The 15,209-nt window shown below is 62.3% G+C and carries 15 protein-coding genes and 2 pseudogenes; 16 read left to right on the top strand and 1 reads right to left on the bottom strand.

The window, feature by feature from the left end; translation table 11 throughout:
- Position 1: 1 nt before the first annotated feature.
- From ABLE88_RS23400 to ABLE88_RS23370, 7 genes and pseudogenes are all read left to right on the top strand, one after another.
- Positions 2–985 (top strand): alpha-ketoacid dehydrogenase subunit beta, encoded by a 984-nt coding sequence (locus tag ABLE88_RS23400; protein WP_348834321.1) that lies wholly within the window; start codon positions 2–4, stop codon positions 983–985.
- Entirely contained in the window at positions 982–1,767 is a 786-nt protein-coding gene (locus ABLE88_RS23395) for an enoyl-CoA hydratase/isomerase family protein (protein WP_348834319.1), read from the top strand. Before ABLE88_RS23400 ends, ABLE88_RS23395 begins: the two co-directional genes overlap by 4 nt.
- 10 nt (positions 1,768–1,777) lie before the next feature.
- Positions 1,778–2,017 (top strand): biotin/lipoyl-containing protein, encoded by a 240-nt coding sequence (locus tag ABLE88_RS23390; RefSeq protein WP_348834317.1) that lies wholly within the window; start codon positions 1,778–1,780, stop codon positions 2,015–2,017.
- A 2-nt stretch (positions 2,018–2,019) separates the two neighbouring features.
- Positions 2,020–2,511 (top strand): MaoC/PaaZ C-terminal domain-containing protein, encoded by a 492-nt coding sequence (locus tag ABLE88_RS23385; RefSeq protein WP_348834315.1) that lies wholly within the window; start codon positions 2,020–2,022, stop codon positions 2,509–2,511.
- A 326-nt stretch (positions 2,512–2,837) separates the two neighbouring features.
- Positions 2,838–3,596: an SDR family NAD(P)-dependent oxidoreductase gene (locus tag ABLE88_RS23380; protein ID WP_348834314.1), complete on the top strand. Its 759-nt coding sequence runs from the start codon at positions 2,838–2,840 to the stop codon at positions 3,594–3,596.
- Between the two features lie 35 nt (positions 3,597–3,631).
- Positions 3,632–4,480, top strand: coding sequence for a helix-turn-helix domain-containing protein (locus ABLE88_RS23375; RefSeq protein WP_348834313.1), 849 nt, complete (start codon positions 3,632–3,634; stop codon positions 4,478–4,480).
- A pseudogene (locus tag ABLE88_RS23370) lies at positions 4,477–4,931 on the top strand (transposase); the annotation flags it as partial. The gene ABLE88_RS23375 and the pseudogene ABLE88_RS23370, both read left to right, overlap by 4 nt.
- 708 nt (positions 4,932–5,639) lie before the next feature.
- Here ABLE88_RS23370 and ABLE88_RS23365 read toward each other — a convergent pair.
- Positions 5,640–6,326, bottom strand: coding sequence for an isochorismatase family protein (locus tag ABLE88_RS23365; RefSeq protein ID WP_348834312.1), 687 nt, complete (start codon positions 6,324–6,326; stop codon positions 5,640–5,642).
- A 170-nt stretch (positions 6,327–6,496) separates the two neighbouring features.
- Here ABLE88_RS23365 and ABLE88_RS23360 point away from each other — a divergent pair, with 170 nt between their 5' ends.
- From ABLE88_RS23360 to ABLE88_RS23320, 9 genes and pseudogenes are all read left to right on the top strand, one after another.
- Positions 6,497–7,339 (top strand): GntR family transcriptional regulator, encoded by an 843-nt coding sequence (locus tag ABLE88_RS23360; protein WP_348834310.1) that lies wholly within the window; start codon positions 6,497–6,499, stop codon positions 7,337–7,339.
- Positions 7,340–7,341: 2 nt separating this feature from the next.
- The gene (locus ABLE88_RS23355; RefSeq protein ID WP_348834309.1) at positions 7,342–8,232 is read left to right on the top strand and encodes an isocitrate lyase/PEP mutase family protein; all 891 of its coding nucleotides are present in this window, start codon (positions 7,342–7,344) and stop codon (positions 8,230–8,232) included.
- Positions 8,229–9,650, top strand: coding sequence for a 3-isopropylmalate dehydratase large subunit (locus ABLE88_RS23350; RefSeq protein WP_348834307.1), 1,422 nt, complete (start codon positions 8,229–8,231; stop codon positions 9,648–9,650). The genes ABLE88_RS23355 and ABLE88_RS23350 overlap by 4 nt, the downstream gene beginning before the upstream one ends.
- A 7-nt stretch (positions 9,651–9,657) precedes the next feature.
- On the top strand, positions 9,658–10,278 hold the full coding sequence (gene leuD, locus ABLE88_RS23345) for a 3-isopropylmalate dehydratase small subunit (protein ID WP_348834305.1): 621 nt from the start codon (positions 9,658–9,660) through the stop codon (positions 10,276–10,278).
- 63 nt (positions 10,279–10,341) lie between these two features.
- On the top strand, positions 10,342–11,202 hold the full coding sequence (locus tag ABLE88_RS23340) for an ABC transporter ATP-binding protein (protein WP_348834303.1): 861 nt from the start codon (positions 10,342–10,344) through the stop codon (positions 11,200–11,202).
- Complete coding sequence (locus tag ABLE88_RS23335; RefSeq protein ID WP_348834301.1) at positions 11,199–11,969, top strand: ABC transporter permease; 771 nt, start codon at positions 11,199–11,201, stop codon at positions 11,967–11,969. The genes ABLE88_RS23340 and ABLE88_RS23335 overlap by 4 nt, the downstream gene beginning before the upstream one ends.
- Before the next feature lie 22 nt (positions 11,970–11,991).
- The gene (locus tag ABLE88_RS23330; protein WP_348834299.1) at positions 11,992–13,005 is read left to right on the top strand and encodes an ABC transporter substrate-binding protein; all 1,014 of its coding nucleotides are present in this window, start codon (positions 11,992–11,994) and stop codon (positions 13,003–13,005) included.
- Positions 13,006–13,175: 170 nt separating this feature from the next.
- Positions 13,176–13,460, top strand: a pseudogene (locus ABLE88_RS23325) (transposase); the annotation flags it as partial.
- Positions 13,461–13,679: 219 nt separating this feature from the next.
- The gene (locus tag ABLE88_RS23320) at positions 13,680–15,008 is read left to right on the top strand and encodes a lipase family protein (RefSeq protein ID WP_348834298.1); all 1,329 of its coding nucleotides are present in this window, start codon (positions 13,680–13,682) and stop codon (positions 15,006–15,008) included.
- The last annotated feature ends 201 nt before the right edge of the window (positions 15,009–15,209 follow it).

The following is a 15,209-nucleotide window of genomic DNA, read 5'->3' as shown; positions in this document are numbered from 1 at the left end:
GGTGGCAAAGACCAAGTATTACCAAGCGCTCACCCGCGCCCTGCGCGAGGAGATGCAGCGCGACGAGCGCGTCATCCTCATGGGGGAGGACGTCGGCGAGAGCGGCGGCATCTTCGCCCAGACCCGCGGCCTCTACGCGACCTTCGGCGCTAACCGGGTGCGCGACACGCCCATCGCCGAGAACGGCTTCGTCTCGGCCGCCGTCGGGGCGGCCATGACCGGCCTGCGCCCGGTGGTGGAGATCGGCTTCGAGGATTTCGTGACTGCCTGCATGGATCCGCTCGTGAACCAGGCGGCCAAGCTGCGCTATATGCTCGGCGGGCAGGTGGGCATCCCGCTGCTGCTCTACACCTTCGGCGGTGGTGGGGTGAATGCGGGGCCACAGCACTCCCAGAGCCTCGCCGCGTGGTTCGCCCACGTGCCTGGCCTGAAGGTGATCCAGCCGTCCACGCCGACCGACGTGCTCGGCCTCGTCAAGTCGGGCATCCGCGACGACAATCCGGTGATCTGCCTCCTTTCCAAGAAGCTGATCGGCTCCGCCGGCGACGTTCCCGACCTCGGCACCGACCATCTCGTCCCGCTCGGCAAGGCGGATGTGAAACGCGCCGGCCACGACGTGACGCTGCTCTGCGCCGGGCAGATGGTGCAGGCGGGCCTGAAGGCCGCGTCTTTGCTGGCCGAAGAAGGCATCGAGGCGGAGGTGATCGATCCGCGCTCCATCAGCCCGCTCGACATGGAAACGGTCTTGGCGTCGGTGCTGCGCACCGGCCGCCTGTGCGTCGTGCACGAGGCGCACGGCTTCTTCGGCCTCGGCGCGGAGGTGATCGCCTCGGTGTGCGAGGCGGGCGTGCCGCTGAAAGCCCCACCCCGGCGGGTCACCCCGCCCTTCGCGCCGAGCCCCTTCACCCCGTCGCTGGAGGCGCTCTATTTGCCCTCGCCCGAGCGCATCGCGCAGACGGTGAGGGCCATGCTGGAGCCGGCATGATGGCGTTCGAGACCATCACCGTCGAGGATCGCGGCGCCGCCCGCTGGATCAAGCTCAATCGCCCGCGCGTGCTGAACGCCATGAACCGCCAGTGCATCCGCGAGAGCATCGTGGCGGTGGTGGAGGCGGGCGATGCCACCGAGGTGCGGAGCATCGTCTTCACCGGGGCCGGCGAGCGGGCCTTCACTGCCGGCGCCGACATCAGCGAGCTACGCGACTTCGGCCCGCGCGAGATCCTGAGCTACAACCGCGACTGGCTGGACCTCTTCCGCCGCATCGAGGCCAGCCGCAAGCCGGTGATCGCCGCCGTGCGGGGCTGGGCAACTGGGGGCGGCACCGAGCTTTCGCTGGCCTGCGACTTCGTCCTCTGCACGCCTTCGGCGCGGTTCGGCCTCAGCGAGATCAAGATCGGCGTGATCCCCGGGGCCGGAGCGGGCGTGCGGCTCACCCGCTGGGTCGGGCGGCTGCGCGCCAAGGAACTGCTGATGCTCGGCCGCCTGCTCCCCGGCCCGGAGGCGGTGGAGTGGCAGCTCGCCAACCGGTGCGTGGAGGAGGACCGGCTGGAGGCGGAGACCATGGCCCTGTGCGAGGAGCTGGCGCAGATGGCGCCGCTCGCCCTCGGCGCCGCGAAAGCCACCGTCAACACCGGCGCCGAGGCAAGCTTCGACGTGGCGCTCGAATACGAGCTGCAGGAATTCGTGCGCCTGTTCGCCAGCGCCGACCAGAAGGAAGGGATGAGCGCCTTTCTCGAAAAGCGTCCGCCCCGCTACACCGGCAACTAGGGAACGAGCGATGAAGATCCGAGTGAAGGTTCCGAAGGTGGGGCTGACCGTCGAGGAGGTGACCCTCTCGACCTGGGAGAAGCAAGAGGGCGACAACGTCGGCGCCGACGAGACGATCGCTACCGTAGAGGGCGACAAGGCCACGTTCGAGGTGACATCGCCGGCCGCCGGAAAATTGTTGAAACAACTGGCCTCGGAAGGCGACGTTGTGCCGGTGGGCGGGGAGATCGCCCTGGTGGAGATCGGCTAGCGATGCAGCGTGGGCTTTATTTCGACGAGCTTCGGGAGGGCGCGCAATACAAGACAGCGCGCTTCACCGTCACCGAGGACGCGGTGATCCGCTTCGCGATGGAGTGGGACGCCCAGCCATTCCATGTGGATGCGATCGCGGCGCAGGACAGCGTGTTCGGCGGGCTGGTCGGAAGCGGGCTACAGACGCTGCTGTTGAGCTACCGGCTTTACTATGACGACGGCTTGCTCAAGGGAACGGCGCTCGCCGGGCTGGGCATTGACCGGATGAGCTTTCACCGCCCGCTCCGGCCCGGTGCCACGATCCAAGTGGAATATGCGCTGGCGGAGGTGCGGGCATCGACGAAGCCAGGTCGTGGCATCGTGCGCATCGACATGATGACCCGCGACGCTGCGGGGGACATCGTTCTCACCTTCTCGCTCTCCGCCCTCGTGGCGGCCCGCCCGGCGGGGGGCTCCGCTGCGCCCGGGCCGACCCGGCAGGAGCGGTCATGACCGATCGAGGCAGCGCACGCACGGCCCCGAGCGTGGCCGAGCCATCGAGGGCCGGCGCGGCATCCGGGGGCCGGCCCGGCCCTATTCCGCGCCCAATGATCGAGCCGTTGCTGGCGACAGCAGGACGCGCCTAGCGGCTCCAATCTCCAGCCCTGGCGCATCGATGTCCGCTGAAACGAGGGAAGATCAAAAGTCTTGCGCAAGATCGCGACAGTGCGCGCAAGCCGACGAGCGAAAGGGCCGCCTTCACTCGGCACGTTAATCGCATGCATCGGCCGCCTTGCTCCAACGACTCGTGCGGTGAAGCAGTCCAGTGGAGAAACAGGATGACAGAAGGCACGCTTATCAGGGAGGTCGAAGGCAAGGTCGCGATCGTGACAGGTGCGGCGAGTGGCATCGGCCGCGCCGTGGCGCAGTTGCTGCACGAGCGTGGAGCCAAGGTTGTGGCTGAGGATGTCAACCCGGTGGTCGAGGAGCTTGCTCTGGACGGCTTGGTGCCGCTCGTCGCCGATATCACCGAAGATGGCGCAGCCGAACGCGCGGTCTCGCTTGCCTTGGAAAAGTTCGGCGCCCTTGACATTCTCGTCAACAACGCCGGGCGGATCGTCTACAAGGACATCGTTGATCTCAGCCGCGAGGAGTGGGACTGGCAGATGCGGACGAACGTGACGGGAGCCTTCCTCCACTCGCGTGAAGCGCAAAGAGCCATGATGCCCCGGCGCTCCGGCGCGATCATCAACATCGCCTCCTACGCGTCCTTCTTCACCTTCCCTGGCATCTCCGCTTACGCGGCATCCAAGGGGGCGCTGGCGCAGCTCACCCGGACGCAGGCTCTGGAAGCGATCCCATACGGCATCCGTGTCAACGCGATTGGCGTGGGCGACACGGTGACCAACATTCTCAACCACTTCCGCGAGGACGGTCGCGAGTTTCTGGCCGAGCACGGTGGCAAAGCGCCGATCGGTCGTGCGGCGCAACCGCGCGAGATCGCCGAGATCGTCGCTTTCTTGGCTTCCGACCGAGCGAGCTTCATAGTCGGTGCCGTTCTGATGGCAGACGGCGGAATGAGCGTTCCTGTCGGGTGATCGATAAAGCTGCCCCGGAGTCCAAGGCGAATTGGTTGCTCGGCCACGTGCCGGGTGAGTTGATCGCCGAGGTGGACACAGGACCAGGCGGCCTGACCGCGCATCTTTTTGCACACCGCACGATCGAGGCGCCTGTGCTCGTGCCTGCGGTCGCTGAGCCTCTGCTGGTCTGGATCGCCGCTGGAGCAGCCCGAGTGGAGGAGCGCACCGAAGGCTGCGGTTGGCGCACCATCGAGGTCGTCCCAGGGGACCTGTTCGTGGTCGATTCGGACGAGCCTTACGAGTTGCGCTGGCAAGCGCTTGGGACGTCCTTTCAGGCGCTCCACATCTATCCGGGCGTCGCGCTCATTGAGGCGGCGGCGCTCGCCATCTATGGTAAACGCCAACGGCCGAGCCTGAGCGAACCGTCCGGCGCTCGGGACGAGTCCATTTCGGCGCTGCTGGACACCCTTCATCGCGAGATGACAGGTGCCGGCACACCGTCGGCGTTCCTGCTTGAAGGGGTAAGTGAAGCGCTAGCTGTGTGCGTGCTGCGGCGCTTCACAGACTCTAGCGCCCGACTCAGCCGCCGGGGTGTCTTGCCCTCGACCCGGCTGCGTGCCGTGGTCCAGTTCATGCGCGACCATCTCGCTGAGCCCTTCTCGCTCGTCGCACTCGCTTCGGTCGCGGGGTTGAGTCCTTTCCATTTCAGCCGGATGTTCAAACGATCAGTGGGCTTCTCACCGCGGCAGTACTTCATCAGTCTGCGCGTGAAAGAGGCGCGCCACCTGCTTCGCGAAACCGCCCTGCCGGTGATCGAGGTGGGTATGGCGGTGGTGCTGTGCCCCCCGCATTTAGATCCATCTGACGCTAGAGTCCGGCCCAGCGAGAGGACCGGACGCTGAAGCGAGCGAGGTTCACGGAAGAACAGATCATCGGCGTGCTGCGTGAGCAGGAGGCGGGCGGCAAGACGGCCGACGTCTGTCGCCGGCACGGCATCAGCACTGCGACGTTCTACGCCTGGAAGGCGAAGTTCGGCGGCATGGAGGTCTCCGAGGCGAAGCGGCTGAAGGCGCTCGAGGAGGAGAACGCCAAGCTGAAGCGACTGTTGGCCGACGCCATTCTCGACGCCTCCGTCCTGAAAGACCTGCTGGCAAAAAAATGGTGACGCCCGCCGCCGTTCGGGAAGCCGTCGCTCACGTCTTGCGCGAGCACGACGTGAGCGAGCGGCGGGCGTGTTCCATCATCGGTGCCGACCGATCGACCATCCGCTACCGCTCCCGGCGGAACGACGACGTGCTGCGTGGTCGTCTGCGGGAACTGGCGACGGAGCGGCGGCGGTTCGGCTGGATGAGAGACGGGGGTCACAGCACGCCGCTCACACCGCCGAACAGGCCAAAACCACCCGCCGGAGCGAACTCACCGCTGGATAAAGCTTGGGGGCAACGTCATTTGAGCTGCATTAGCGAAGATGCACGAGCCAGGCGGTGATCGAAAGGATCGGCGATGGGGCGCTGAACACGGGACAAACGCGGGACAATAGATTCTCGGCTATAGGACCATACGGAACCAGCGTGCTCGAAGTGGGTGACGGCCATCAGCTATATCGGGAGTGTTGCGGGAGCCCCATTGGCAAACTGCGAGGCTCTCAGTCCATTTTCGTCGGATCAATGCGCATCTGAAGTGAACATCTGGCATGTGCTCCTCCCCTGAAAGCGCCGCCAAGGCGCTGCACAGACATCATACGATGCCGGCCGGAGGGGGCATCCACCCCATCAGTTCAAGGTGTGGGGTGTGATGCGGGGACCGAAAGGGAGTCTTTTTTGAAGCGGAAAGGCAGACACCCCGGCGAGGCATTGACGGCCGCTGCGGTCCGCCGGAACATACGCCCGTGGGATTAGGCAAATCTGGGAATTGACTCGTCACGGGCCAAACGATGAACTCCGAGGATCATGCTGCAAGGCCGGTGACGCGACATCAGCTTTGGGAGTGTTTTGCCAGGCCGCCAGAAGTCGAGCCCGAAGGCCTTCTGGCAGACCCGCAGGGCGAACGCGGCGCTCTGGATTATTCGTGCGTAAGGGCCGCACAATTGACGACTCGCAGGAGCTCATCTGTCGTCATCACGTCCGCAAAGCAGGAATAGAGCGTCGACAACCCAGCTAGGTGGTCTTCCTGTGTTATCGCCGCCGTGGCATCTGAGAGAACGACGACACGATAGTCCTGCATCATGGCATCGCGCGCGGTAGATTCGCAGCACACGTTCGTCGCGGTGCCGACGATGATGAGATTTTCGGCACCCCTTTTCCTGAGCAGAGCCGGCAGTTCGCTGGAATTAGGTGCGAAGGCGGAAAAGCGCGTCTTTTCCACGACGAGGTCGTCGGTTGTCGGGATGAGGTCGGAAATAAGTGCATGGCCGGGGGCGCCCGCCATCAGGCCATTGCGGTGGTCTTCCGCGCCGGACGCATTGAAGAAATGGGCGTGATAAAATGGCCAAGTCGACACGCCGTTGCGCGCCAGCGTGTTCATGATCCACGCGATCGTCGCTCCCCGCGCGCGCAAGCGCGCCACCACATCGTTGATCTTGGGCACGATCTCGCGGATGCCGCTGATGCGCGGCAGATAGTAACGCTGCATGTCTACGACAAGGACCGCAGTTTTCTCCAGATCAAACCGCTCGAAAACGCGTAGTCTACCGCGCTTAAACTTGACGCGTGCGATGACATGGTCAGGGAGAGTGCTCGGCCCGTTCATCTACGATCTCGCCCAATTTTAGCAGCAGGACGGCTGCCTCCGAGAACTCACTAACGATCCGTCTGGATTGGTCAATGAGGCCATATGGTTCTATTGACAGAACCTCGTTCGGCATTCTTACTGTGAGGCAACGTCGACTTGGGCAGCAGGGGGATGAGAAGGGACGAAAGATGCGGAACGCCAGTTCGGAAAATCCGAAATCAAGCGGGCCCATCGCCGAGACATCTCGGCCGGCTATGGCCCCGCTGCACCGCTACCATCACATCTATCTGCTTCTGCGTAATCGCATCATTGAAGGCGAGTTCCCTTTCCGCTCGTTGCTGCCGGGCGAACGGCAACTCGCCGCGGAGTTTGAGGCGGCGCGCATCACCGTTCGCACTGCGCTCGAAGCCCTTGAACGTGATGGTTTCATCACGCGCAAGCACGGCCACGGCACGGAAGTGGTTTTCCGGCGCAAGTCTGGCGCTGACGATCCGAGACGGTCGATGAACCCTTTCGAAGGGCTCATGGACAGTGTCCTCCAGATGGGATTGGCAACATCGGTGCGCGTTCTTTCGGCCGAAATCGTCGAGGCCCCCGATGACATCGCCCGCATCCTGCGGTTAATGCCAGGTGCCCGGGTCTGGCGCATCGTGCGATTGCGTCTTCAGGGCGAATTGCCCATGGCGCGCAGCCTCGTCTATTTGCCAGCCCACGCCATACCCGAGCTGGCAGTGGAGCGCCTCAGAACCGAACCGCTTCTGCGCATTCTCAACGAACATGGGATGCAGGCCGCGGAAGCCGAGGAGGTGCTGAGCGCGCACAATGCAGAGCTTGAAATGGCAGAAAACCTCGGCGTTCCGCTGAGTGCCGCCCTTCTGTCGGTCAAGCGTGTCTTGAAGGACGAGGTCGGCACTCCGATCCAGTATTTCTGGGGCGTGTTCCGCCCTGAATACTACGAGTACCGCCTGCGATTGACGCGCGAGAGCGGCCGAATCCAGGTCCAGGTCTCAACAGATTCCCCCGAGGAATAGCGATGAGACGCACCACACGCCTGAAAAACCTCATCTTTGCGCCAGAACTGCTGGTGATGCCCGGCTGCTTCGACCCGCTGAGCGCGCGTATCGTAGAGGAGGGTGGATACACGGCAACTCAGTGTTCCGGCTTTGCTATGTCGGTCACCCATCTGGGGTTGCCCGACTATAGCTTTCTCTCCATGAGCGATATGCTTGCGGTGACGCAGAAGATCGTCGATGCGGTGGACATTCCGGTAATGGCGGATGGTGACACCGGCTTCGGCAATGCCGTCAATGCGTGGCACATGGTGCGAGCGTTCGAGCGCATCGGCTGTGCAGGCATCAACATCGAAGACCAAGTCATGCCCAAGAGGTGCGGCCACCTCGACGGCAAGAGCATTGTGCCAATCGATGAGGCTGTTGCCAAGATTCGGGCCTGTTCCGATGCACGGTCCGATCCTGATTTTGTCATCAATGCCCGAACTGATGCACTGGCGATGTGCGGCATTGCCGAAGTCATCCGACGCGGCAATGCATATCTCGCTGCCGGCGCAACTATGGTCTTTATCGATGGCCTTACATCTCGTAATCTTGCCGTCGAGGCGGTGCGAAACATTCGTGGACCGGTCGCCATCAACCTGGTGGAAGGTGGTAAATCGCCAACGGACTTTGACTTCGACGAAATGGAGCGTGTCGGCATAGCGAGGGTAAGCCTGCCTCTTACCTTGGCCTTGGCAGCGGTGCGCGGCATGCGCGAGGCGTTGTCGGCGGTACGGCACGCCCGCGGCATTTCCGCGAGTAGCCAGATTGTCGCGAGTTTTGAGGACTTTAAGCATCTGGCGGGCTTCGATGAAGTCTTCGCGCTCGAGCGCAAATATCTGGCGCCGCACGCCGAAAAGGCCGCGCCATGAACCCGTCACCGGCCCGCAATATCATTGAAAAGATATGGGACGCGCACGTCGTTGCCAATCTCGGCGCGGACCAATGCCTACTGCAGATCGACCGTATTCTGCTGCATGAGCGCACTGGACCCGCGCTTCTGTCCGGCCTCGCGGCGGCCGGCCGGCGGCCAGCCAATCCGCGGCTCGTGTTCGGCTTGATGGATCATATCGTTGAGACTCGGCCGGGCCGTGGCGATCGCACGCCACTGAAAGGCGGAGAACAGTTCATTGCGGAATTTCGCAAGAGGTGCGGCGCGTTCGGGATAACCCTGTTCGACCTAGGCGACCCCAGGCAGGGTATCGTTCATGTAGTGTCACCCGAGCAAGGACTTGCCTTGCCAGGTATGACCTTGGTCTGTCCCGACAGCCATACTGGTACGGTGGGCGGTGTTGGCGCGCTCGCCTGGGGCATCGGGTCCACGGAAGGCGAGCACGCGGTTGCGACTCAGACGCTCATCCGCAAGCGGCCCCGCAGCATGCGCGTCAACTTCGAAGGGAGCCTCGGCCTCGGTGTCAGCGCCAAGGATATGATCCTCGCGCTCATCAAGAACCACGGTGCAGCGGGCGGCGGCAACCACGCCATCGAGTTCACCGGCGCGGCCGTGCGCACATTGCCTGTCGAAGCGCGGCTTACGTTGTGCAACATGGCTGTTGAGTTCGGAGCCTGGACTGGCCTCATCGCTCCGGACGACACCACTATTGAGTGGATCGCCGGTCGTCCTTTCGCGCCGGCTGGCTCCTTGTTCGATCGGGCGACCGCTCATTGGCGGTCGCTTGCATCCGACGCGAATGCTGTGTGGGATGCCGAGTTGAACGTGGATTGCACGAACCTTGTTCCGCAGGTGACATGGGGTACAAGCCCAGCGCATGCGGTCGACATCGGCGGGGTTGTTCCTTGTCCCGACTCTGGCTTGAACGCCGCAGACCGGGCTGCGTGTGAGCGGGCACTCTCATATATGGAGCTTAAGCCCGGCGATGCGTTGGTGGGCTTACCCATTGATGCCGCCTTCATCGGTTCTTGCACGAACGCGCGCTTGTCAGACCTGAGGGCTGCGGCAGCCGTTATCAAGGGAGCGAAGATCGCACCAGGGGTAAGGGCAATCGTCGTTCCGGGTTCCAGCAGCGTGAAGGCCGCGGCAGAGGCGGAAGGCCTCGATGGCGTGTTCCGTGAGGCGGGATTCGAGTGGCGCGAGAGCGGCTGCGGTCTTTGCTTCTATGCCGGCGGTGAGGGTCTTAGCGGCGCCCGGCGGATCATTTCCAGCACCAATCGCAATTTCGAAGGGCGACAAGGACCCGGGGTTCGCACCCATCTTGCCAGCCCGCTGACGGTGGCTGCATCCGCCGTCGCCGGGCACATCGCCGATCCGCGCCCGCACCTTCGACATTGAGAGCACAATGGAAAAATTCGAGAAGCTGATCGGCATCGCGGCGCCATTATTGCAAGCGAACATCGACACGGACATCATCATTCCGTCGCGCGAAATCACTTCGCCGAGCAGAGAAGGCTTTGGTGAGAAGGCCTTTGCGTCCTGGCGTTATCTGGAAGAGGGGCGTCGAGAAAACCCAGACTTCATCCTTAACCAGGAGCCCTATCGCCGTTCGGCAATCCTTCTCACCGGCGCTAATTTTGGATGCGGCTCCTCCCGTGAAATGGCGGTATGGGCGTTGAGGCAGTTCGGCCTGCGTTGCCTCATCGCTCCCTCCTACGGGGCCATCTTCGCAGATAATTGCCTGCACAATGGTCTGCTCGCGGTGACACTGCCCGCGGAGCACATTGATGAACTCGCGACCCTCGCACATACAACCCCACTAACACTCGAAGTTGATCTGCTCGCTTGCGAAGTGCGAACGGAGGGCGGCCGGACCTTCGCATTCAAGATCGGATCGCGCGAGCGAGAAATGTTGCTTCTGGGTCTCGATCCCATCGGTTGGACTTTCGGCAGATGTGAGGAGATTGAACGGTTTTTCACCGCCGATCGAACTTTGCGGCCTTGGATCTGGTGGCCTGGGGAATGACGCGGCCGGTGGCCGGCATCAAGTGCATTCGATGAACAATGACGAACCAACCAGAGACGAGAGATGGGACAACAAGCTAAACCTGCGCTAACAACCTGTGACGAGGAGACAAAACCGCTTATCCTGTTCGAGGACGTCAGTAAGTCGTTCGCGGGAGCACGGGTTGCGGTTCAGAATATCGACTTGAAGGTCGCACCTCGTGAATTCGTCACCTTGGTGGGACCTTCCGGCTGCGGAAAATCCACACTGCTCAATATGGTGGCGGGCATCTTCGCGCCAACAAGTGGACGCGTACTTTATAATGGGACCCCCGTCGGTGCGCTCAATCGCAAGGTTGGCTACATGACTCAAGCCGATCATCTGCTGCCGTGGCGCACCGTCTCCGGCAACATCGCGGTGCCTTTGGAGATCGCGGGCCTGCCTCGCCGGCAGATCAAGGCGCGGATCGACGAACTGCTCGCTCTGGTCGGGCTCGATCAGTTCGCAGCCTCCTACCCCTCCCAGCTTTCGGGGGGAATGCGCAAGCGTGTTGCGCTCGCGCGCCTAATTGCCGGCGATCCAGACACGCTACTTATGGACGAGCCCTTTGGTGCGCTGGATGCGCAATTGCGCTTGCTGCTGCAGATCGAATTGCGCGGCTTGTGCCGGCGCTTGGGCAAGACGGTGCTCTTCGTCACCCACGACATCGACGAGGCGGTGGCGCTCGCCGACCGCTGCGCGGTCTTCACGGGACGACCCGGTACCATCGCAGAATATTTCATGATTGACCTCCCGGTGGAGCGCAACCTCAAGAGCTTACGGTTCGATTCCAAATACCAGAAGGAATGCGCCCGTCTCTGGCGGCGCCTCACACCGGAGATCGCCAGGGTAGGAACAGAAGACGAGCCTGCCTTGCTGCCGTTTGCGCAAGAGGCCACGCAATGAGCGCCGTCACACTCTACCGAGCGTTGCTGGGCATTGCTCTTCTGACGGTTTGGTATCTGGTGTCGAAGTTCCTCGGAACCGAGTTCTTTCTGTCGACCCCTGGGGCAGTAGGCGAGTCGATTTGGAAGTCGCTCGTCGACGGATCGATGGTCTACCATCTCAGCATAACCCTCACGGAAGCCGCCGGCGGTTTCGCTATCGGTGCAATCACCGGTGTGATCCTCGGGCTTTTGCTCGGGCGCACACCACAGCTCGCGGATATTTGCGAGCCCTATCTCATGGCGTTCTACAGCCTGCCCAAGGCTGCACTTGCGCCGCTGTTTGTTCTGTGGCTGGGCATCGGCATCGACATGAAGATCATCTTCGCAGCGTCGATCGTCTTCTTTTTCGTCTTCTTCAACACTTACATAGGCGTGAAGCAGGTAAGCCCGGAGCAGATTACGATTCTTCGCCTTATGGGCGCGAACGAGTTCCATCTCCTCGGCAAGGTAGTCATCCCATCCGCCATCGTGTGGTTCTTCGCCGGCTTGCGCCTGTCCGTACCCAACGCGCTGATCGGAGCCGTTGTCGGCGAGATCATCGCCTCTAATCGAGGGCTCGGCTTCATGCTGGCCCATGCGGCCTCGCAATTCGATACGGCCGGCACGTTTGCGGCACTAGCCGGCATCATGTTCCTCGCCCTCGCCTTCAACTTGTTCGTCAAACTCGCCGAGAAGGCATTCATGCCCTGGCGGAAGGTCGAGGAAGACCGAGAATTCTCCGTGTAAGCCCAGAAAGGAATCAAATATCATGCTTCGGAGATTTGCTATAGGCTTGGCGTTGGCGGCCATCGGCATCTCGAATGCCGCTGCAGGCGAAAAAATCACGATTGCTCAGTCGAGTGATGGCTTTCTTTTTACACCTATCTATATCGCCGTGAGCAAGAAATACTTTGCAGAAGAGGGGATAGACGCGGAGGTCGTATCCTTTAAAGGCGGCGCAACCGCCATGTCGGCCGTGATCGGAGGCAGCGCGCAAGTCTATGTCGGAGTGCCGGCGATTGGTCTTGAAGCACGCTCCAAAGGCCAGGCCGTAAAGGCGTTCGGCGCCGTGATGACTGAGTACGCCATAAACGTTGTGATCAGCGAGGAAGCCGCGCGCAAGGCCGGGCTCACGCACGCATCCTCTACGGCCGAACGTCTCGCCGCGCTCAAGGGGCTGCGCATTGGCATCACCGGTCCGGGTAGCGCCACTGATCAACTGGTCCGCTACCTCGCCCGCGGCGGCAATCTTGACCCCGAGCGCGATCTCACCCTCGTGCCCATCGGGGGCGGATCGGCTCTACTTGCGGCACTCGGGCAGAAGCGCATCGATGGATTCGCGCTCTCTTCGCCTTTCACCGACCAAGCCGCCATGAGCGGCGGCGCGTTCATGCTCTTCAACCTCGCGGCGGGTCAATATGAACCGCTGAAGGGATTCCTTTTCATCGCTCTCATTGCTCAGGACAAGTGGCTTGCAAGCAAGCCAGCCGAAGCAGCAGCGGTCGTGCGAGCCATTAGCCGCGCACAGAAATTGCTACGAGATGACCCTGGAGCCGCCAGGACGGCCGTCATCTCCTATTTCCAGGGCACGCAACGCGAGGTGTTCGATGTCGCGTTTAAAACCAACCTGCCCGCCTTTCCGGCTACTCCTCGTATTGACGCGCGGGGAATTCAGCAGAATCTGGATTTCATCGAAGCTACGTCCGGTCGTCGCCTTATGATCAAGCCGGAGGAAGCATTCACGAATGCGATCGTGGAAGAGGCGTTGAAGAGCACCCGTTGAGCGGCGCACGACCGCAGGGGCGCGGATGAATGGCACATTGGCCTGTACCCGGTTTGGATGGCATCGATTTAAGCTATTCCGGCTCTGCGCTCGATTTCCACAGCGCTTGGGCTCAGGACCTATTAATCGGGATTAGGATGTGATTCACAGTCTCTGTTGCGGAGGCTGGCATGGGTGATTTGTTCCTATTGAGCGAGCAGCAGATGGCTCGCATCTCGCCGTTCTTTCCCCTGGCCCACGGCGTGCCGCGGGTCGATGACCGGCGGGTGGTGAGCGGGATCGTCTATGTGATCCGCAACGGTCTGCAGTGGAAGGATGCACCGAAGGACTACGGCCCGCACAAGACGCTGTACAATCGCTTCGTCCGCTGGAGCCGGCTGGGCGTGTTCGATCGCATCTTTGCCAGCCTGGCGGGTGAAGGGCCCAAACCCGAGCGCATCATGATCGATGCCACGTGACGATGCCCGCCGGCTGAAGGCGCTTGAGGAGGAGAACGCCCGGCTGAAGACCCATATCATGCCTTTGGAACGGTGCGCCGACCCAGACGCTGCCAATGCCAGCGGCGCAATTTGCTCGGGGTCGTTTTGAGTTGCCTCAATGAGGTCGATTTGAGCACGTTCGAGAGTATCGACGCAATGCTGCGATTTGAAGATCAGCAATAAGGGAATGCCGGGATGACCGGGGTCTCGCTTCGCCTGCCGCAACGATCGCATGGGTTCTTCGCGCAAGCCGCGATGGCCTGCGTTGTCTTGATCCCCGCGACACTCCTTCCCATCGAAGCTGGTGCGCAGGCGCAAACAGGATCCCAATCACAGATCGAAGCGCCGCGCAAAGGTCCGGATGGGTTGACGTTTTATGACCCTCCAGCGTCCACCCGGCCCGGCCAGCACGGTGATCTCGTCTGGGCAAGCGAGATCACTGCGGGCGTGCCGGGCGCGAAGGCGTGGAAGATCATGTATTGGTCGAGCACCCTCGATGGTCAACCGGTTCCCGTTTCCGGGCTGCTGATCGCCCCGACCGCAGCAGCACCTGCTGGCGGCAGGCCGATCATTTCCTGGGCGCATGGCACCGCGGGCATTCCGCGAAATTGTGCGCCGTCGATGGTGGATAATCCGGCGCGTGACGCGACGTTCTATTTCCTGCCGAACAGTTCAGAAGCCATCGATTTTGGCGTTCCAGCCCTGACACGGCTGATCGATGCTGGCTATGTTGTGGTTGCCACCGACTATAATGGCTTGGGGGCTCCAGGCATTCACCAGTACCTGATTGGCCGGACCGAGGCGCGCAACGTGCTTGATGCAGCAATCGCCGCTCGGCAAGTGCCGGAGGTGGGCGCCGGCCTTCAGGCGGTGGTCATGGGGTGGTCGCAAGGCGGCCAGGCGGCGGTGTGGGCGGCGCAAATTGCTGACTACGCTGCGGACAGGATGAAGGTGATTGGCGCAGTCGCTCTGGCGCCGGTCAACGTCGCAGAGCAGATCAAAGTGATCGAACGCATGGTCGCATCCGGACAACAGCTCCGCGAGATGGAGGCCGTCGAGCGTACGATGGGATGGTACGCCATGACGGTCACTTATCCGGAGCTGAAACTGTCTGACGTGCTGACGTCTGTTGGCCTGGAGTTCTTCGCGGAAGCGGCTCGGGCTGGACAGTGCAACCATCATATGGGCGACACCTACACCTACACCGAAAGCTACAAGGGGCCAATCGCGCGCGAGACGCCAGCCAATGCCGAAGGATGGCTCCGACGGTACGAGGAAAACTCCCTTGGGACCGTTCCGGCGCAAGTGCCGGTCGCCGTGTTCCAAGGCGATGACGACGTGGCCGTTGCGCCGGCGGCGACAGCAGCCTATGTCGCAAAGGCGTGTGCTTCGGGGACCGCGATTTCTTATACCCACTACGAAGCGACAGATCACATTCGGCTCGCGGCGCGCGCGCAATCGGATTTCCTCAAGTGGATCGCCGACCGGTTTGGCGGACAGCCTGCGCCGAGAACCTGCGAGTAAGCACCGCTACACGGTATGGCCTTCGATTGAACGGCGATGCGCGTCGCGGGAGTTGAAGGGATGTCCTGAAAATTCAGGACATCTGCGGTGCCCCCCGTCTCTCATCCAGCTGAGGCCAGAGTCCTCGGGTGAGTTTGGCGCTGGTGCGCCGGTTGAGCAACGGTCGATCGGCGGAGCTGGTCGGGGTTGTGCAGCCGATCG

The sequence above is a fragment of the Xanthobacter luteus genome (assembly GCF_040049235.1).
Lineage (GTDB): Bacteria > Pseudomonadota > Alphaproteobacteria > Rhizobiales > Xanthobacteraceae > Xanthobacter.
The sequence above is the reverse complement of the archived record's forward strand: the minus strand, read 5'-3'. Positions and strand labels throughout refer to the sequence as shown.